At 36.7% G+C, this 18,224-nt stretch carries 18 protein-coding genes, 1 tRNA gene and 1 other RNA gene; 11 read left to right on the plus strand and 9 right to left on the minus strand.

All coding sequences use genetic code 11. The annotated features are described in order from the left end of the window. Positions 1-80 precede the first annotated feature (80 nt). The 3 genes from NDQ75_RS14315 to NDQ75_RS14325 all read right to left on the minus strand — a co-directional run bounded on the left by NDQ75_RS14315 (position 81) and on the right by NDQ75_RS14325 (position 2,732). Positions 81-1,091 (minus strand): 3-oxoacyl-ACP synthase III family protein, encoded by a 1,011-nt coding sequence (locus tag NDQ75_RS14315; RefSeq protein ID WP_202029275.1) that lies wholly within the window; start codon positions 1,089-1,091, stop codon positions 81-83. A 148-nt stretch (positions 1,092-1,239) separates the two neighbouring features. Next, positions 1,240-2,445: an NAD(P)-dependent oxidoreductase gene (locus NDQ75_RS14320; protein WP_202029276.1), complete on the minus strand. Its 1,206-nt coding sequence runs from the start codon at positions 2,443-2,445 to the stop codon at positions 1,240-1,242. Positions 2,446-2,519: 74 nt separating this feature from the next. Beyond that, complete coding sequence (locus NDQ75_RS14325; protein ID WP_202029277.1) at positions 2,520-2,732, minus strand: hypervirulence associated TUDOR domain-containing protein; 213 nt, start codon at positions 2,730-2,732, stop codon at positions 2,520-2,522. Between the two features lie 371 nt (positions 2,733-3,103). Between NDQ75_RS14325 and ssrA the strand changes: the two genes are divergently transcribed. Further along, positions 3,104-3,503, plus strand: a transfer-messenger RNA (tmRNA) gene (gene ssrA / locus NDQ75_RS14330). A 203-nt stretch (positions 3,504-3,706) separates the two neighbouring features. Here ssrA and NDQ75_RS14335 read toward each other — a convergent pair. Beyond that, complete coding sequence (locus tag NDQ75_RS14335; RefSeq protein ID WP_202029278.1) at positions 3,707-5,191, minus strand: ATP-binding cassette domain-containing protein; 1,485 nt, start codon at positions 5,189-5,191, stop codon at positions 3,707-3,709. A gap of 202 nt (positions 5,192-5,393) precedes the next feature. Here NDQ75_RS14335 and NDQ75_RS14340 point away from each other — a divergent pair, with 202 nt between their 5' ends. Next, positions 5,394-6,008 carry a hypothetical protein gene (locus NDQ75_RS14340; protein WP_202029279.1) on the plus strand — a complete coding sequence of 205 codons (615 nt, stop codon included), beginning with the start codon at positions 5,394-5,396 and terminating at the stop codon, positions 6,006-6,008. Between the two features lie 62 nt (positions 6,009-6,070). On the opposite strand, the gene NDQ75_RS14345 is transcribed toward NDQ75_RS14340, so the two are convergent. Next, positions 6,071-7,264, minus strand: a complete 1,194-nt coding sequence (locus tag NDQ75_RS14345) for an MFS transporter (RefSeq protein ID WP_202029280.1) — start codon at positions 7,262-7,264, stop codon at positions 6,071-6,073. 122 nt (positions 7,265-7,386) lie between these two features. Then, entirely contained in the window at positions 7,387-8,511 is a 1,125-nt protein-coding gene (locus NDQ75_RS14350; protein WP_202029281.1) for a PQQ-dependent sugar dehydrogenase, read from the minus strand. A 382-nt stretch (positions 8,512-8,893) separates the two neighbouring features. Between NDQ75_RS14350 and NDQ75_RS14355 the strand changes: the two genes are divergently transcribed. Then, positions 8,894-8,968, plus strand: a tRNA-Pro gene (locus NDQ75_RS14355). Positions 8,969-9,026: 58 nt separating this feature from the next. On the opposite strand, the gene NDQ75_RS14360 is transcribed toward NDQ75_RS14355, so the two are convergent. Genes NDQ75_RS14360 through NDQ75_RS14370 form a run of 3 tightly spaced genes read right to left on the minus strand, consistent with a single transcriptional unit; the run spans position 9,027 to position 12,553 of the window. Beyond that, positions 9,027-10,736, minus strand: coding sequence for an ArnT family glycosyltransferase (locus NDQ75_RS14360; protein ID WP_202029282.1), 1,710 nt, complete (start codon positions 10,734-10,736; stop codon positions 9,027-9,029). Further along, positions 10,723-11,604 (minus strand): lysylphosphatidylglycerol synthase transmembrane domain-containing protein, encoded by an 882-nt coding sequence (locus NDQ75_RS14365; protein ID WP_202029283.1) that lies wholly within the window; start codon positions 11,602-11,604, stop codon positions 10,723-10,725. The genes NDQ75_RS14360 and NDQ75_RS14365 overlap by 14 nt, the downstream gene beginning before the upstream one ends. Further along, positions 11,567-12,553 (minus strand): glycosyltransferase family 2 protein, encoded by a 987-nt coding sequence (locus NDQ75_RS14370; protein ID WP_202029284.1) that lies wholly within the window; start codon positions 12,551-12,553, stop codon positions 11,567-11,569. Before NDQ75_RS14370 ends, NDQ75_RS14365 begins: the two co-directional genes overlap by 38 nt. 559 nt (positions 12,554-13,112) lie before the next feature. Between NDQ75_RS14370 and NDQ75_RS14375 the strand changes: the two genes are divergently transcribed. The 8 genes from NDQ75_RS14375 (at position 13,113) to msrA (ending at position 18,173) form a co-directional block, all read left to right on the plus strand. Next, positions 13,113-13,937, plus strand: a complete 825-nt coding sequence (locus NDQ75_RS14375; protein ID WP_202029285.1) for a helix-turn-helix domain-containing protein — start codon at positions 13,113-13,115, stop codon at positions 13,935-13,937. Between the two features lie 115 nt (positions 13,938-14,052). After that, entirely contained in the window at positions 14,053-14,592 is a 540-nt protein-coding gene (locus NDQ75_RS14380) for a carboxymuconolactone decarboxylase family protein (RefSeq protein WP_202029286.1), read from the plus strand. Positions 14,593-14,647: 55 nt separating this feature from the next. Next, positions 14,648-15,115, plus strand: a complete 468-nt coding sequence (locus NDQ75_RS14385) for a carboxymuconolactone decarboxylase family protein (RefSeq protein ID WP_202029287.1) — start codon at positions 14,648-14,650, stop codon at positions 15,113-15,115. A gap of 1 nt (position 15,116) precedes the next feature. Then, complete coding sequence (locus NDQ75_RS14390) at positions 15,117-15,497, plus strand: hypothetical protein (protein WP_202029288.1); 381 nt, start codon at positions 15,117-15,119, stop codon at positions 15,495-15,497. Between the two features lie 194 nt (positions 15,498-15,691). Continuing rightward, entirely contained in the window at positions 15,692-16,177 is a 486-nt protein-coding gene (locus NDQ75_RS14395) for a peroxiredoxin family protein (protein WP_202029289.1), read from the plus strand. A gap of 1 nt (position 16,178) precedes the next feature. Then, positions 16,179-17,378 (plus strand): bifunctional alpha/beta hydrolase/OsmC family protein, encoded by a 1,200-nt coding sequence (locus NDQ75_RS14400; RefSeq protein WP_202029290.1) that lies wholly within the window; start codon positions 16,179-16,181, stop codon positions 17,376-17,378. Then, complete coding sequence (locus NDQ75_RS14405; protein WP_202029291.1) at positions 17,371-17,652, plus strand: GNAT family N-acetyltransferase; 282 nt, start codon at positions 17,371-17,373, stop codon at positions 17,650-17,652. Before NDQ75_RS14400 ends, NDQ75_RS14405 begins: the two co-directional genes overlap by 8 nt. A 14-nt stretch (positions 17,653-17,666) precedes the next feature. Continuing rightward, entirely contained in the window at positions 17,667-18,173 is a 507-nt protein-coding gene (gene msrA / locus NDQ75_RS14410) for a peptide-methionine (S)-S-oxide reductase MsrA (protein ID WP_202029292.1), read from the plus strand. Positions 18,174-18,224 lie beyond the last annotated feature (51 nt).

An 18,224-nucleotide genomic window follows, 5' to 3' on the forward strand; every position in this document is an offset into this window, starting at 1 on the left:
CATTCACGAGCAGAAGTATAAAAAAAATCGCCCACTTTAAAAGCAGGCGATTATTTTATAAAAGTAAATTATATAATTGATTACCATTTAATAATGGCGCTTCCCCAAGTAAAACCACTTCCAAAAGCAGCCAATACCACGGTATCTCCTTCTTTGACCTTTCCTTGCTCCCACGCTTCCGTTAAGGCAATCGGAATAGAAGCCGCAGTAGTGTTTCCGTATTTCATGATGTTATTGAACACCTGATCGTCTTTCAGTTTAAATTTCTGCTGAATAAACTGAGAAATCCTCAAGTTTGCTTGATGCGGCACCAATAAATCTATGTCTGCCGGTGTTAAATTATTGGCTTGTAAGCCTTCATTTATAACTTCGCTAAAACGAACCACCGCATTTTTAAACACAAACTGTCCGTTCATGTATGGATAATAAGAAGTATCTTCCTCATTGTCATCCTCTAAAATATCGGTAACCCAACGTTTTCCCATTCCGGGAGCAATTAATGAAAGTTCCTCCGCATGTTCTCCTTCAGAATGTAAATGTGTGGAAAGTACTCCTTTGGTGGTGTCTTCTTCCCTACTTAAAACAGCTGCTCCCGCGCCATCTCCAAAAATAACGGAAACACCACGGCCACGAGTACTCATATCCAATCCAGTGGAATGCAATTCGGAACCTATAATTAAAATATTCTTGTACATCCCCGTTTTTATAAACTGATCGGCAACAGACAAAGCATAAATAAATCCGGAGCACTGGTTTCTTACATCTAATGCACCCACTGTTTTTATACCTAATTCCCTTTGTACCAACACTCCAGGTCCAGGAAAATAATAATCGGGACTAAGCGTGGCAAAAATGATAAAATCAATCTCGTCTTTATCCAAACCAGATCTTTCAATTGCCACTTTCGCAGCCTTTACGCCCATCGTTGTAGTAGTATCGCCATCGCCTTTCTCAACATGGCGTCTTTCTTTAATACCGGTACGCTCTTGTATCCAAGCATCATTGGTATCCATTATTTTGGACAAATCGTCGTTGGTTACCACATTCTCTGGAACATAATAGCCTAAACCCGTTATTTTTGAATTGTACATCTGTAAGTTTTTTTCTGAAAAAATAAAAAATATCGTATTACGTTACGATTCAATTAAAAATTAGCGCCGCAAGTTACACAATATTACTAAATCTGTAAATAAGCGAATGACAAAAGATACTTAAAATATTTTGATTATTATTTGAATTTTATTCCTTTCCGTCCACATAATCCTGCAAATAGCTGTAACGCTCGGTTAATTTCCCTTGATAGGTCATTCGAGCCCGTTGCAATACGCCATCTTTATCATTATTGAAAAAAGCAGGAATCACGTGTTTAATAAAGCTCTCGCCAAAGCCTTCACTTGCATCCGCCGGAAGCTCGCATGGTAAGTTATCTACTGCCATAACCGCAATAGCGTTCTGGTCTTTGAAATCGACTTCCTTTTCTGAAATAGCATCGTACCCATAAATAGGATCAGCAATGGTTGAGGGCCTAATAGTTGAAGCTACTGGGCCATCAATATCACAACTGATGTCTGCCACCACTTTAATATTGAAATCGGTTGACTTGGCGTCTTCCCTTGTAAAAATATACGGAGCGCCATCTCCATAAAAATGTCCCGCTATGTAAAAATCGGATACTTTGGCGAAACGTTTAAAGTTCGATTCGTACTCGCTGGGATTGTCATAAAAATCTTGCACAGCAGGAAATGTACCATCTTTTCGTTTATTATAATCCAGTACATCGATTTGGCAATACACTGGCTCTTCAAATTCTTGATTTAGATAATCATCAACTTGCACTTCCCGAACGTCCATGGCATCCAACATTTCCTTGGCGCCATTGCCAACCCTTCCTTTTCCGGTAAGGATAATTTTTATCGCTGGCAATTTAATGCGCAGCAATGCATCGATAAGCGCTTGTTGATTGGGAAGGTTTTCGGCTTTGGGAAGTTCGAATAAATTAAATTTTAATCCGTATGCCCTAATTCCGTTATAAGCCCCAACAATACCCGCATACCTGCCAAATGCAACCAATCGTTGCCCTTTTTTATTGGTAATTACTTCGTGGTCGAAAAGTTCTATATTTCTTTCTAGAACCGCCTGTAGAAGTTTACGGTTATAAGGTTGTTTTTTTATGGTATGTGAAAAAAAGAAATACTTCTTATTCGGAATCAAATTCTCTATTGGTACTTCCTTAACACCAAAAAGAACATCGCATTGCGCCATATTTACTGAAACTTCGAAACCCATCTTTTGGTACTCTGCATCTTTGAAAATCCTTATGCCTGAAGGTTCTACAATGAGTTCTGCTTCTGAAAATTGCTTCTTGACAGCCTGACAGGCTTTAGGTGACAATACTACACGTCTATCGGGTGGAGATTTACGTTCTTTTATGAGTCCGAATTTCATTTAGAAAATAGTTTAAACAGGCGAAATAGCACGCCAATAACAAAAGTACACCGATTCTTAAGACCGTACAAACATTAATCTGCCCGCTCCACTTCGCTTTCTGACTTTAAAACATAATCGCCATCTTCTTGTTTGATGTAAAGGGCTTTATCGCCTTCCTTCCCTTCCCTGGTCACTTCATTTCCTTTAATTGTTTTAGTGATTTTTTTGGTGAATGTTTCTTCTACCTTACCTGTTGCGGTTCCGTTTCCCCATTTCCATGTAACTTGTGTTCCTTCTTTTATCATTTTTTTCTTTTAAAGATACCCTCTTTATGTCAGACATACTCTTAATATTCTTTTAAAACGACTTTGGTATGCCTTTTGAATATATATTTTTACTATTTTCGCAATCCTTTATGCTGGATATAGGTATAAAGATGCATTAAGGAAAGTAGCGGCATCCTTTTTTAAAATTGTCCTTCGACCTACCCGTTCAGTAGGCGGGCAAGCCGAGGGTGACACACTCGAGAGGCTCAAGATGACAATTTTAAAAAAGATAAAGCGGATAGCCTGGTCCTGCAGCCGACCTTAGGGAGGCGAAAGGAAATGCCCAAATAGTGAAATACGTTCTTTGAATACGCATTCAAGTAGTTTAAAATAAATTTACAATTTCAAATGGGGTCGACTGGTTTTGACAGCGAGTCTAATGGAAGTGTAAGCATGCAGAGCGCTGGGATACAGCTCTTAAATCTCATATTTCACACTTTTTAAATGGCGAGAATAACTACGCTCTTGCTGCCTAATCTGAAGTTATAGTAAGATTTCGGCCACGTCCCTGCAAGGCAGGGAGGCGAGATGTCTCAGGGTAGCCCTTGTTGATGGCGACCCGTTTTGAGACACCATAAAAGTCAACATAGAAACGGTATAGCTTCGGTACTGTTTCAAAACTTAAGAAGCTAAGCGCGCAATGGGCGGTTTTCGGTCAGTTGCGTGTCGACAATTAAACGAAGACTAAGCATGTAGAAAGCATTTTTATTGCTTGTTTGGACGGGAGTTCGAATCTCCCCGACTCCACAAATAAAGGTAGAAAAAGTCGTCTAAAACTATTTAGACGACTTTTTTTTCAACTTTAAATATTACACATTTAAGAAATCTGCATATTTTACTAATAAAGAACCTGTTAAAGATTGTCAGTATCCATTAGGATTGAAGTATTGTTTTAAATCAGTTTCTTACGACCTATAAAAACGAGCAGGCTTTTAATTACGGTACCTAAGAGATTAAACCACTTTCCCATTTTTAAGGGTTAGTACTTTATCCACACAGGCAGGAATTTCTTCCGGTTTATGCGACACGTAAATCATAGTCACTTTTTTTTCTGTACAAATATAATCCAGCAAACTTGTAAAATAGTTGATTTGAGCACTATCCATTCCTTGGCAAGGCTCATCTAGAATAAGTAACGCCGGATTTTTTATCAATGCCCTTAGCAGAAGTAAAACTCGTTGTTCCCCTAAAGAGGCATTTACAAATAACATATACTTTGCATCAGGCAGCCCTACTAATTTCAACCACCGCTCGGCCATTTCTTCCTGAAGCTTTGAAGGTTTAGAAAGAGTACCAACCTCATCATTATACCCTGAAAGAACAACATCCATACCTGTTAAACGACTATAAGTTGAAGATTGAGAATGTATATTTGGGACTGTATTTAAAACCCCTTTGCCACGCATAAAATAGATATGAAGTTCTGGCGACAGAAAGCCTATTTTTTGCTTTATATCCCAAATGCTTTCACCACTCCCCCGCTGTTTGTCGAATAAAATTAAATAGTTATTATATCCCTGCGGATTATCAGCCGTAATTAAACTTAACAAAGTAGACTTTCCGGCGCCATTATGCCCCAACAAAGCCCAGCATTCACCCGACTCTATCCTCCAATTAATATCGCTCAATATACTTTTCCCCTTCATAGTAACCGAAACCGATTGCATTTCTACAATAGTCTTGAAGTTTTCCGAATTATTCCTGAAAGGTACTTCCGCAGAAAACGAAGGCTTAAATACAGAATCTAAAGAATTGTCTTGAAAATCGTTCGGCTTTCCCTCTTTCTTTATTTGCCCGTTCTCCAAAACAATCGCTTTTTCAACAAAAGGAGGAATTTCATCCAGCCCACAAATAATAACAAATGAGACTCCATTAGTATACATCTTTTCAAAAATGGACGAAAGTCTTTTCCGTGAAGCAGGATCCAACCCTGTAAATGGCTGATCTAGAACCAATAATTCGGGGTTATCTAAAAAAGCAACTACAAATTGGAGCTTTTTACGCTCGCCATTGCTAAGTGCCAATAAATTTTTAGATAGCAAGTTTTCAATTTTAAAATCAACTAAAAGAGCGTCTAAGTCTTCAGTAGACGTCTCGCTTTTCCGAAGACAATTTTTCAAAAACTCAGCTACCGAAATTTGCTTTTCGTAGTCATGAAACTCATAACGTTTACTGTAATAATTACTTGGCAAACCTGAAAGCTCGCTAAAATCATCTTGCTGGGAGACGTATTGCGTTTTCAAATCATTTTGAACAAGACCGTTGGAAGGTTTTAGATAACCTGCGATTAGTTTGGCTAAGGTAGTTTTTCCACTTCCAGAAACACCACAAATAGCCGTTGATTCTCCTTTATTTAGATGAAAATCAATATCATTTAAAACCACCCTCCTACTGGATATAAAACTCACATTTTTCAGTAAAATCGCTCTTTCTTTCATTTAATTTATTGACTTCTACGTGGTTGCTTCAAAAAGAAATACTCATTTTTTCGGAACAAGGACTTCCTTCAGAGAAATAGCTCTTCACTACATCTTATTTTCAGCATTGAAAATAATAAATTACAAACTGTCTTAATCATGATAAAGCACACTATTTTTTTGATTAACTTTATAATCACGTAATCATCTAAAAATCAAACAAATGAAATTTTTAATCATCATAGCAATCATTTTTTGTGCAGCCTGCAAGGAATCTCCAAAGGAAAAATCAACTAGCATGCCTACTGAAGAGACGGCGCCAATTGCTTCCGAAGAAAACAAAAGCAGTACAATCGATGATAATATGGAATATGCGCAAGCGTCAGTTAATGATGGTTTAGCCAAAAAAGTAGCTAACTACCTTAAAAACGATTATCTAAAAGATGACTATTCGATTTTAATGGAAAGGGATAAAAAATTTCAACTTTATGAAATTGATTTAAATGAAGATGGTGAAAAGGAAATTTTTATCAATTTTATGACTCCCTATTTCTGCGGAACAGGCGGATGCTCCATGCTTTTATTGAATGCCGATTTAAAAAAAATATCACATTTTTCCGTAATGAATCCTCCGCTCTTTGTGGAAAAAACTATGAAAAATGGTTGGAAAATACTATTGATAAAAGACCGTGGCGAGTTTAAGGAACTGCTGCACCTAAAAGATGGTTACCCATCCAACCCAAGTGTACTACCAAAAGCTCCGTACGACGCGCCAAGTGGACACGCAGAAATTCTTTTTGATGAGAATTATAGTAAGGCAAAAACGTATACTTTTTAATTTTTTCGGTTCTTATTTACACCTAAAAATTTCAAGTTAAACTCTATTTATCCTAACCTAACTTATCCTTGTAGCGCCATTTGACGTTTCGTCATTCGCTGTTTCCTACGGAAAAGGATAATCGTTGCTAAAATGACACCAGAACCAGCCATCGCAGCACCTACCACACTAGCGGAAGTATAACTTAATCCGTATGCTATAGGAAGTCCAGCCAGATAAGCTCCTGAAGCATTTCCCATATTAAAAGCGCTATGGTTGGCGGAAGAACCTAACATTTCCGATTCTTTCGCACTATTAATAACCGCCATTTGGATAGGTGTTGAAACGGTAAACGCCACCATACCAATAATAAAAGTCATCAACAAAACAATGTATCCACTCGAAGCAACAAAACTGTTGATTAGCAAAACTGTAACCATAACTCCCAAGCTTATAATCACAGCTTTTAGAGGTGAAAAAACATCGGCTAGCTTTGCTCCCACAAAATTTCCCACAACCATGCCCAATCCCGCAAGAATCATTGCGTAACTCACCATATTTTCACTAAGTCCGGAAACCTCTGTAATAAGCGGAGCTATATAACTGTACCAAGCGAAAAAGCCTCCCGTACCCACCATGGTTAATACAATAAGGCCTAAAAAGTCAATATTTTTGAACAATTTAAATTCATCTTTCATGGATTTTTCAGGCGCTTTTTCCAAAGTTGGCATCCAAAAATAAACGCTTAGCATGGTTAAAATTCCAATTACCCCAACAATCATAAATGAAATACTCCAATGAAAATGATGTCCCACATAAGTACCAATGGGCACACCAATTACGTTGGCCACTGTTAGTCCTGAAAACATCGTGGCAATGGCTTTAGCCGCTTTACCGTCCTTGGCCAAACGACCCGCTACTACCGCTCCAATACCAAAGAAAGCACCATGCGGTAACCCTGATAAAAATCTAGCAGTAAGCAACATATAATAATTATTGGCAAAAGCGGAAGCCGTATTGAAAATTGTAAACCATACCATTAAGTAGAGTAACATTTTGTGCGGCGCGAATTTATTCCCGTACGCACTCAATAAAGGTGCCCCAACCACTACTCCCAATGCGTATGCAGAAATAAAGTGGCCAGCTTGCGGAATGGAAATCTTTAGTGCATTGGCAACGTCTGGCAGAATTCCCATAATTACAAATTCGGTCATACCAATACCAAAACCACCAATCGCTAGTGCTAATAAAGCTTTTTTATTTGTTACTTCTGCCATACTTCTACTTTAAGTATGCAAAAGTAAGGGTATTACTTGCTTTTCTACTATGTTGTATTGTCAAGATTATGTGAAGAAATAACTATTTAAATAGGAAAATGTTAAAATGTAAAGAAATAGGATTAATCCTCGTCCTCTGCAGTTTTTGGCATTATTTTCATAATTCCTTTGCCTTCAACAGCAAGATATAGGTAGCCATCAGGCGCTTGCTTTACATTTCGAACGCGCCCGGTGTCTTCAAATAACTTTTCCCTTTTGGTTACTTCATTATTTTCAATTACTAAACGTTCCAAGTAACTGAATTTTAAAGAACCAACCAATAAACTTCCTTTCCAGTCAGGATACATGTCTGATGTTACAAAATCCATTCCACTGGGGGCGATAGAAGGCACCCAATAATAAAGTGGTTGTTCCATCCCTTCCTTTTCAGTGATATCCGTAAAGGAAGAACCATCATAATTCTTTCCGTAACTAATTACTGGCCAGCCATAATTAGCTCCCTTTTTAATAATATTTATTTCATCACCTCCCTGAGGTCCGTGTTCGTGCGTCCAAATTTCACCAGTTTGGTAATGCTTCACCATACCTTGCGGGTTTCTATTTCCATAGGCATAAATTGCCTCTTTGACGTTTGGTTCTCCTACAAAAGGATTATCCTGCGGAATGGAACCATCATCTTTCAATCGGTATATTTTACCACCATCTTTAGTGATGTCTTGCGGATTCAAATCCCTTTGTCCACGGTCACCAATGGAAAAATATACATAGCCATCATTGTCGAATGCAATACGGGAACCAAAATGTTGCCCTCTACCTGAATTTGGAGTAGCTTTATAAAGAACAGAAGTTTCTGTTAAGCTCGTTCCACTTAATTTTGCCCTCGCCAACGCTGTATTTGCCCCGTCTCCATCGCCTTCATCGGAAGCGTAGGTAAAGTAAATCCAACCATTATTTTCGTAATTTGGGTGCAGTGCAACGTCCAACAACCCTCCTTGTCCTTGCTCAACTACTGAAAAATTGTGGCTCACTTCTGTTTTTTCTCCACTAGAAACCAAATAAAGCTCACCTTCCTTTTCTGTAACCAGCATATCTCCGTTGGGCAAAAAAGCCATTCCCCACGGCACATTTATACCCTCCACAACAGTCTCAAGCTCATAACCAATTATTTCTGGAGTCTCTATGGTAGTATCTTCTTCAGAGCATGATGCCTGAATGAGCACCACTAATAATAACCAAATATTTTTCATTTTTTCTAAGTTTTAAATTCTAGTTTAATTTAGGACTTGCTGCGTAAAGCTATACTTTTTACAATGAAGTAACGTCATCATTTTAGAAAGATTGTAGATAAATCCTTCAACTTATTCTCCAATGCAAGCAGCAATTAATTAAATATAGCAGAATTAATAGTAAGTGACTGGTTTTCAATCATAAATATTCGTTAACACATATTTTTTCAAAAAAAACCTTCAGAATGTCTTTATATTCTAAAAAAGATTAATAATTTTGTGCCCGATTTGGGAAGGACGTTAGTCTTATTTCAAAAGAGAATTGAACTTTACTCAAAAGACAATTCTAGGTGTAGCCTCTCGACAAGCTCGAGATAAACTACACTACGAGAAACAACACCTTCGGGGTGTAGCGTAGCCCGGTTATCGCGCCGCGTTTGGGACGCGGAGGTCGCAGGTTCGAATCCTGCCACCCCGACTAAAAAATCCAGTAACTTCTATTACTGGATTTTTTTATTTACACCTTATTATTTACTTCAATTAATTCTTTTCGGCTTCAATTTAAGCACATAAGCCGTATCCAATTGGGAAGCTCTACGGGATGGATTTAAAAATTTTGCAGATACTTTTGTAATTCTGAATCGGGGAACTACCATTTTTTCTTCAACAGTAATATTTTTTAAAGTCCTTAGCGTATCTACTTTTTCTTTTTTTGTAGTTACTACAAAAACTTCATCTTTTATGTGGGTTGTTTCTTCAATGGTCATACTGGGAATAATGTGTTTCGTATAAAAATCCAAAGACCATCGGTATTCCTTATCTAAAATATAAATCTTTTCTTTATCAATTTCACCTTCATTAACGGCAACGGCTATTTGTCCGCCACTTTGATATTTCAATAAGTGGGGATAATAATAGGTATTCAATGAAAAGTTCAGAAAAACCATAAAAGTTACAGAAACAACTAATATTTTTTTGGCTACGGAAGAAAAACTCCCTCTAAAAACAAAATAAAGTAGTAAAAGAAAAAAGGCCGAGCAAACTATTATTGTTAGTACTTTGGGCGAACCGAAAGTAAAACCAAACAAACCAACTACCGCTAACAACCCGATAACACAGACACCGTATTGAATGTAAAGAAAGATTCGCAACGTTTTGTCGTTCTTCCCTAACGTAAGTTTGTACAAATACCCAGCGGTTAAGACCGATAAAATGGGTAGAATAGGATTTAAATAATGTGGTAGTTTAAATTGTGAAAAACTAATAAGAATGAGTGTTACTAAAAACCCGCCCAAGGTTAGAACCTCCATATTTCCGTTATACCTAAATTTTTCCCGAACAAGATTTTTTATGCCGTTGAAAATACCGCTATATGCTATAATTGACCACGGCAAAAACACCCAAAGAAGGGTGTGAAAAAAGAAGAAATAATCAGGGTTTTGCTTTTGAAAACCCGTGGATGAAAAACGATCGAAATTTTGATCCCACAGGATAAACTTTACTCCTTCAATGTTAGAACGCCCTTTCACCATAACTTCCGGATGCATATCATATTGAAGATAATAGGCGTAAAGTGTCGGACTAATGGTTAGTGCAAAGATTACAATCCCAAGAAGAATTTTGGGGTTGTAGAGAATCCTCCACCGTTTTGTATAGGCTATATGACATAGCAAGGCTATCCCGATAACACCTACTCCAAACCAACCTTTTGTCGAAAAAGTGATCCCAGCGGCCACAGAACCCAGTAGCAGGGACAGCATTTTTTCGTTTCTAACAAACTCATATAGTTGCCAGATAGCAAAAATAACGGCTCCAGTAAGTACTGCATCCGTACGTACATCATGATTTGCTAAAATGATGGCTTGAGACGATAGAAAAATTAAGGATCCGAAATGCGCAAAATCTTTATGGTACAAACTTTTGGTTAGCTTAAAGCAAGAAAAAGCACCTATCGCCGTAAACAATAGAGCCGGAATTCTATATGCCCACTGGTTTAAGCCAAAAATGGTGTATGAAAATGCAGCTAACCAAAAATGCATATGTGGCTTATCTAAATAAGCATCGTATCCCCTCATTAAACTTACATAATCATTTTTTAAATACATCCGCATTGCCATGAAAGCATGTTGCGCAGCATCATTTTCCATCAACGGAATAAAAGTTCCACTTACATAAACCATCGCCAAAAGGATGTAAAGTAGTAGATATATTTGCTTGTTAGAGAAAAGTGTTTTAAGGTTGCTCATGTAATAAAACAAGTTTGGGGTTTTTAAAATGATTGTAGATTCCAATTAAAGAAATAGCTGCTGTTATTATTGAAAAAATGGCACCAATAGAAATAGCTATATTTTTTTCTAGTTGAAGATATACGGACGCCTGTAGAAAAATATATTCCCTTATTCCAATTCCAGCGAACGACAACAGCGACAATACCGACGAAATAAGAAAAACAAAAAGATAAACAGGAAAAAGCAAAGTTTCAACACTCATACTTTTCATTATAAAGACTACTGAAAGCAGCTGAAATAATTGTACAATTAAAGAAAAAAGCAGAGCTAAATAGTACGCTTTTAAAGATAAGTGAAACAGGTATTTTGTTAGCTTATATAATACAACTATTCCTACAACTGCTGCTAGTAGCAATATACCTTGGAATAAGGATGTTTTAAAAAACTCCCACGGCAGTTTAGTTAATAGAGCTAATAAGATGAAGCCAATGGCTATTAGCCCCATGTACCGATCTACAAAAACTGCTTTTAAAACTTTCTTACGGGGCCAATGAAAGGTTTTATTTAACAAGTAAACTTTATAAGCATCTCCACCTATACCTCCTGGAATAAAAAAGTTATAGAACATCCCTAAGAAATACAGCTTTAAATTACTCCGCTGAGACAACAACATACTTTCCTGATGCAAAATATAATTCAGTCTATATGAAGATATAATTTGTGAAAATATAAAACTAGCAACAGCCAAGAGAAGAAAAGAAATTTCAGTAGAACGCAAAGTCTGCCAAATATCTTTTAAATCTATTTTGGTAAAAACGAAGATAATCAAAACTAGGCTAACACCTATTTTAATATAAGACTTGAAGGCTTTCACGGTGCTTTTCATTTAGTTTATTAGCGGTCCTGTACACTTTCCTTATTTTGTATGGCTTTTCTTTTTGAGACTCGTAGTATGTCCTCATTAACAAATCTGCCAAAACCCCTATAGTAACAAATTGAATTCCAACAATTATAAACAACACTCCCATGGTGAGCAGCGGTCGGTTGCCAATTTCATTGCCGCTGATTTTTTGAATGAATAAAAAACCTGTTGTAAGAAAGCCTAAAATGAAAAACACAAGACCAATATTACCAAAAAAGTACATAGGTTTCTGCAAATGTTTTCTTTTAAAAATGATAAGAAGCAAATCATTAATTACTTTAAATATGCGTTCCAGTCCGTACTTCGATTTTCCGAATTTTCTCGGATAATGATTTACGCTCACCTCTTTAATTCTAGCACCATTTAAGTACGCCAGTAAATTAATAAACCGATGCATTTCTCCATACAACTTTAACTCTTTAGCGGTTTCCCTGGTAAATACTTTTAGTGCACAACCCTGATCCTTTAAGTTTAACTTAGTGGATTTACGGATAATGAAATTGGCAATTTTAGAAGGGATTGTTTTTATGAAATGATCTTTTCGTTTTTCCCGAAAACCAGTAACCACATCCCAATCTTCACTTTCTGCTATTTCAATCATCGAAAGAATATCAGCAGGGTCATTCTGCATGTCGCCATCCATTGTAACTATAAATTTTCCGGTAGCAAATTCTATTCCAGCGGCAAGCGCCAGGCTTTGTCCATAATTCTTTTTCAGTTCAATCAAAAACAAATTGGAATGCTGAATACCTTTAATAGTCGCCCTTGTGTTATCCGTCGAAAAATCATCAATAAGTATAATCTGATAAGAAAATCCAACAAGTGCCTCATCAATCTGTTTTACCAAAGGAGTAACATTTTCTTCTTCATTATAAACAGGAATAACAAGGGATATATAGTAATCTTGATCCATAACTTTTAGTTCGTTGTAGCAAACAGTAAAAGTGGAGAATAAAAATTTTAACTGCGGAACCTTAATGTTAACTTTAGATGATGATAAAGGAAACGGATGGATACATAACCGTTATTACGATAAGTTTTCTTAACAAAAGAAAGCACTCATGATCGAAAACCAATGTTCTATTAAAAAATGACACTGTTTCAGTTAAGCAGACTATTTTGTTTAAAATTTTTCAATTATTTTTATAATTATGTAAGTATTTTACTATATTTACCGTGCGTATAGGTCACATATTATGATGTAATATTCTATATGAGATTGCGGTATTTCACAAAAGACAATTTTATACCGCAGTATACCCCTTCAAAATCAATTTATTACAACCCAATGTCGGTTATTACTGATGCTCTAACGAGTAACAGGAAAGCATACGTAAGGAATTAAATCCTGTGGAGACATATTTAGTATATACTTCAAAAGAAACTTTTTTTGAAGAATTGACTTACTAAATATCCTATGGTTTATTCTTTAAAGTGAATATGGCAAATTTAAATTCCAACAGAGGGTTAACATGAAATACATAGGAGTCCAAAACGAATATTTTGAAATCCAAAAAGTAGATCACACAAATTGTCATCTTTTAGAAGAAACTCAAAAAGATGTCCTGAAACTTTTTTGGTTCACTTCCGATGACAACAGAGTAACTATTGACAGGGAGCATTATGTGTTCAATAAAAATGAGATAGTTTGCCTTACCCAGTTTCATAAAATCAACCATCTACATGTAAATACGGTGAATCTATTGCGCTTTAATCGCCAATTTTACTGTGTCTTAGATCATGACAGCGAGGTGGGCTGTAAAGGAATTTTATATTACGGTGCGGCTAAAATGCCGAAACTCCACGCCAAAGAAACCCATTTGGATATATTGCAAACGGCATGGCACATGGCTTCCTTAGAGTTTGAAATGAACGACGAACTTCAGCAGGAAATGCTTCAAATGATGCTGAAACGTATCTTAATTTTATGTACAAGAATGTACAGGCAACAAAATGCTGATGAAGAATTAAGCATTGAGCAGCACAACTTGGTAAGAGAATTTAATTTCCTTGTGGAAAAACATTTTAGGACCAAACATACGGTAGTTGCCTATGCCGAATTATTGTTTAAATCGCCCAAAACAATTTCAAATACATTTAAAAAGCTAGGCGAAAAAACACCCTTGCAATTTATACAGGAACGAATCACGTTGGAAGCAAAACGATTGCTGTATTACACCGATAAAGATATTTCTGAAATCGGCTACGAAATTGGTTTTCCAGATATACAGACTTTTAGCAGGTTTTTTAAGAAACAAACCGGAAAATCACCAAGTGATTTTAGAAATACGGTTTAAATAATAATAAACGGGAAAAATTGCCAACTCTAAAGGAGTTTTGCCCTACCGCTACCCTACTTAACCGCCCCATATTTGCATTGTAATTAATTCATAAACATAAAAAAGAATCAATATGACAACAACAGCATTTAGCGTACCGAAGAAAGAAGAAGTATCCGAAAAAAATCAAGGGATTTTAAACCAAGTCGAAAAACAAGTTGGTTTTATTCCTAACCTGTATGCGTATTACGCTAAAAACGATACAGCTCTGGCAGATTATTTGGCTTTAAACAATCGAAAATCCACCCTTAGAGCAAAAGAAAAAGAAGTCGTAAATTTAGTAACCAGTCAAATTAACGGTTGTAGATATTGCCAATCTGCCCATACGGCGATTGGAAAGATGAACGGTTTTAGTGAAGATGAAATTCTTGAAATAAGAAAAGGTTCTGCCTCTTTTGATGCTAAGCTAGACGCATTGGCAAAATTTACAGCAGAAGTGGTAAAAAACAGAGCACAAGTTTCTGCCGAAGTAAAAGAAGCATTTTTTAATGCCGGTTATTCTGAAGCTAATTTAATCGATGTAATCGTTTTAGTGGGTGATAAAATTATTAGCAACTACATTCACAACTTGGCAGGATTTGAAATAGATTTTCCTATCTCGAAAGAGTTATAAGTAAGTATTAAAATAGTAGCGGAGCTATTGCTTCGCTACTAAAAAAACAAAAATTATGTCTGATATTAAATTTAAAAACACAAGGTTCAATCCGGAAACAGAAATCTCGGATTTTTTTGGTTTAGCAAAGCAAATGGCTGGCGCCTATGGATATACAGCCGATTTAAGTTTGGATAAAAAACTAGCTCAGTTGTTAAGACTTCGTGTTGCTCAAAAAAATGAATGTGCTTATTGTATCATTTTACATTCAAAAACATCCCGGGAAATAGGAATTAACGAAGCAAAAGTGGATAATATTTCATCCTATTGGAACAGCGATTTATTTACTGAAAAGGAATTAAGTGCGCTCCGTTATACAGATGCCGTAACCGTTGGAACTCATCCCAATTTTGATGAAATTCATAAAGACGTCGCTAACCATTTTTCAGAAAGAGAAATAGCGGAAATAGCTGCGGTAGTCATCAATATGAATCTTTGGACACGCCTTAAATTGGCGCAAGGGGAAACTCCTTATATAGGATAATATGGACTGGTATATTCCCATAACAATTGTTCCTGGAATTGGGATGTTCGTACTTTCCACAACGTCCCAAATGATGAGTTTGAGCGCAGAAATAGGACAACTTCTAAAAGAATGTAAAAACGATTTTCAGCACCATATCGCTGATTTAAAAATATTGCAGCTCACCCGATTAACAAGGGCCGCAACCCTCCTCTATTCGGCAGCAGCATTGTTCGTTTTATCTGGTATTTGGGGTGCTATTTATGAGGCAAGTGAATGGAGCGAATGGATTTTATTTGCGGGAGTTGCCAGTACATTTGTTGCCATGGGTATACTTATAAATTATAGCTATCACACCATAAAAATAAGAAAGAAACAACACCAACATATCCATACTAAGTAGCCAAAAATACTATAGATACGTACTTTTTACAATCCCTTTTTAAGACGGGAATTATTGTTAAGTCCTTAGGAAATCCGACCTACCGTTAAGGGCAATGTCCTGTGTATTTTTGTACTACAATAAAAAGAACGGATTTATTAACAATTACAAGCACTTCTATTCAATAGAAATGCGTTTAAAGAAAGGAAAATAGGATGGCACAAGAACAAACGATATTGAGAGCGCCAGAATTAAGAGTTACACAGTGGATTGATGCACAAGGTAATAAATTGGACACCCCTATTAAACTAGCCGACTATAAAGGTAGGTTTAAAGTTATTTATGGTTTTCAACATTGGTGTCCAGGCTGTCACAGTGTTGGACTCCCATCTTTAAAGAAAATGGTAGAGGCTTTGGAGGGAAATGACAATGTGGTATTTTTAGCTATACAGACTGTTTTTGAAGGTGCTTCTAAGAACACTTTTTATAAAATTGTAGAAACACAGAAAGAATATGGATTGGCCATCCCGTTTGGCCATGACGATGGTTCCCAAAACGGTGAGAGCAGAAGTTCAACTATGACCGATTTTCAAACGGGAGGCACACCTTGGTTTATATTTATAGACAAACACGATAATATTGTTTTTGCTGATTTTCACTTAAATACAGAGGCGGCCATAGAATTTTTAAAAAAGAGATAAAATGAATATTGAAAAACTGCAAATTAGCAATCGAAATGGGCAGCAATTGGCTACCTCCATCGATTTTCCAAACCATCAAAAACCGAAACAATTTGCGCTTTTTGCCCATTGTTTTACGTGTACGAGCCAGCTAACGGCTGTAAGAAATATTAGCAGGGCCCTGAACAATAAAGGTATTGCCGTGGTACGTTTCGATTTTACGGGACTTGGAAAAAGCGAAGGAGATTTTGCAAACAGTCATTTCGAGGCTAATGTGGAAGATCTAATAGATGTAAACGAATATATAACCACACATTTCAAAGCACCGCAGCTCATTATTGGACATTCGCTAGGTGGCTCTGCAGCTATCGTTGCAGCCTCTAAACTAGATAATATAAAAGGTGTGGTAACTATTGGATCTCCAGCAGATATTCAACACACCGCCCGTCATTTTGCGGGGCAAGTGGAAGATTTAAAAGTTGGCGAAAAAGCAGAGGTGGTTATTGGCGGGAGATCTTTTACCATAAGTGGCGAATTTGTAGAAGGTTTTAAACGGCATAAACTTTCTGAAACCATAAAATCACTACGAAAGCCAATTTTAGTAATGCACGCTCCTTTTGATGAAATTGTGGGAATTAACAATGCACATGACATCTATCATAGTGCAATGCATCCAAAAAGTTTTATTTCGCTGGATAAAGCAGACCATCTTTTAACCAAAAAAGAAGACAGTATGTATGCTGGCGAAGTAATTTCTTCATGGGCGGGAAGGTATATTGATTTGTCGGCATTTGAAACTCCAAATCCTGATAGCCATCAGTTGGTGGCACATCTAAATTTGGAAGAAAATAACTTTACCACGAGCATCAATACCAAAAACCACGGTATCATTGCAGATGAACCTAAAAGTGTTGGTGGTGATGATTTTGGAATGACGCCTTTTGAATTGGTTTCTGCCGGATTAGCTGCTTGTACGGTTATGACTTTAAAGCTTTACGCAGAACGGAAAGAATGGGACTTACAAGAGGTTTTCACGTATGTAGACCATAGCAAGGAAACCATTAACGGAGAAAAAATTGATGTCTTCTCAAAAGCTTTGGAGTTTAAAGGGAATTTAGACGACAAACAAAAAGAACGTTTGAGGCAAATTGCTGCTAAGTGTCCGGTACACAGAACTCTTCAGCGGGCTTCAGAAATAAAAACAGAAATTAGAAATGGATAGAAAGTTATTGCACAATAAATTTGAAAATCAGTTTGAATTACAACTGGAAAATAATCAAAAAGCAATTATTACTTATCGTAAAAATGGCAACCATCTAAGTTTACTTCATTCAGAAGTACCAATGTCATTGAGAGGTCAAGGAATTGGGAAAGAATTGGTTGAAAAAACTTTTCAAACCATAGAAAAAGAAGGCTACACAGCTACGGCACACTGTTCATACGTTCGAACGGTGGCAAAACGTAGTGATTATTGGTCTAAAATTATTCAACATTAAAAAAGGAGAAAAATATGGAAAATGTAAAAAAAGCATATGTAGCAGGCGGTTGTTTTTGGGGAATGGAAGAGCTCTTTAGAGTTCGGCCCGGTGTTTTAGACACGGAAGTAGGTTATATTGGAGGTGAAAACGATCATCCAACTTACGGAAACCATCCTGGTCATGCGGAAGGTATCGAAATTACCTATGACGCAGACCAAACCAATTTCAAGGAGCTTCTGGATTACTTCTTTAGAATGCACGATCCAACAACTGTGGATAGACAAGGAAATGATAGAGGTTCGAGCTACCGTTCGGCTATTTTTTATCAGAATGAAGAGGAAAAGTCTGAAGCGGAAGAAATAATTAAAATAGTGAATGATTCTAATAAGTGGCCAAACAAAGTGGCTACAACCTTAGAACCTTACACCACTTTTTGGGCTGCAGAACCAGAACATCAAGATTATTTGCAACGAATCCCAAATGGTTATACATGCCATTATGAAAGATTCAGCGAAAGCTACTTGGAAAAAACGGCCTAATTATCAACAACCCACGAATGCCACTGGTATTCGTGGGTTTTCACCCAAAAT

The organism is Galbibacter mesophilus, from assembly GCF_023721415.1.
Lineage (GTDB): Bacteria > Bacteroidota > Bacteroidia > Flavobacteriales > Flavobacteriaceae > Galbibacter > Galbibacter mesophilus.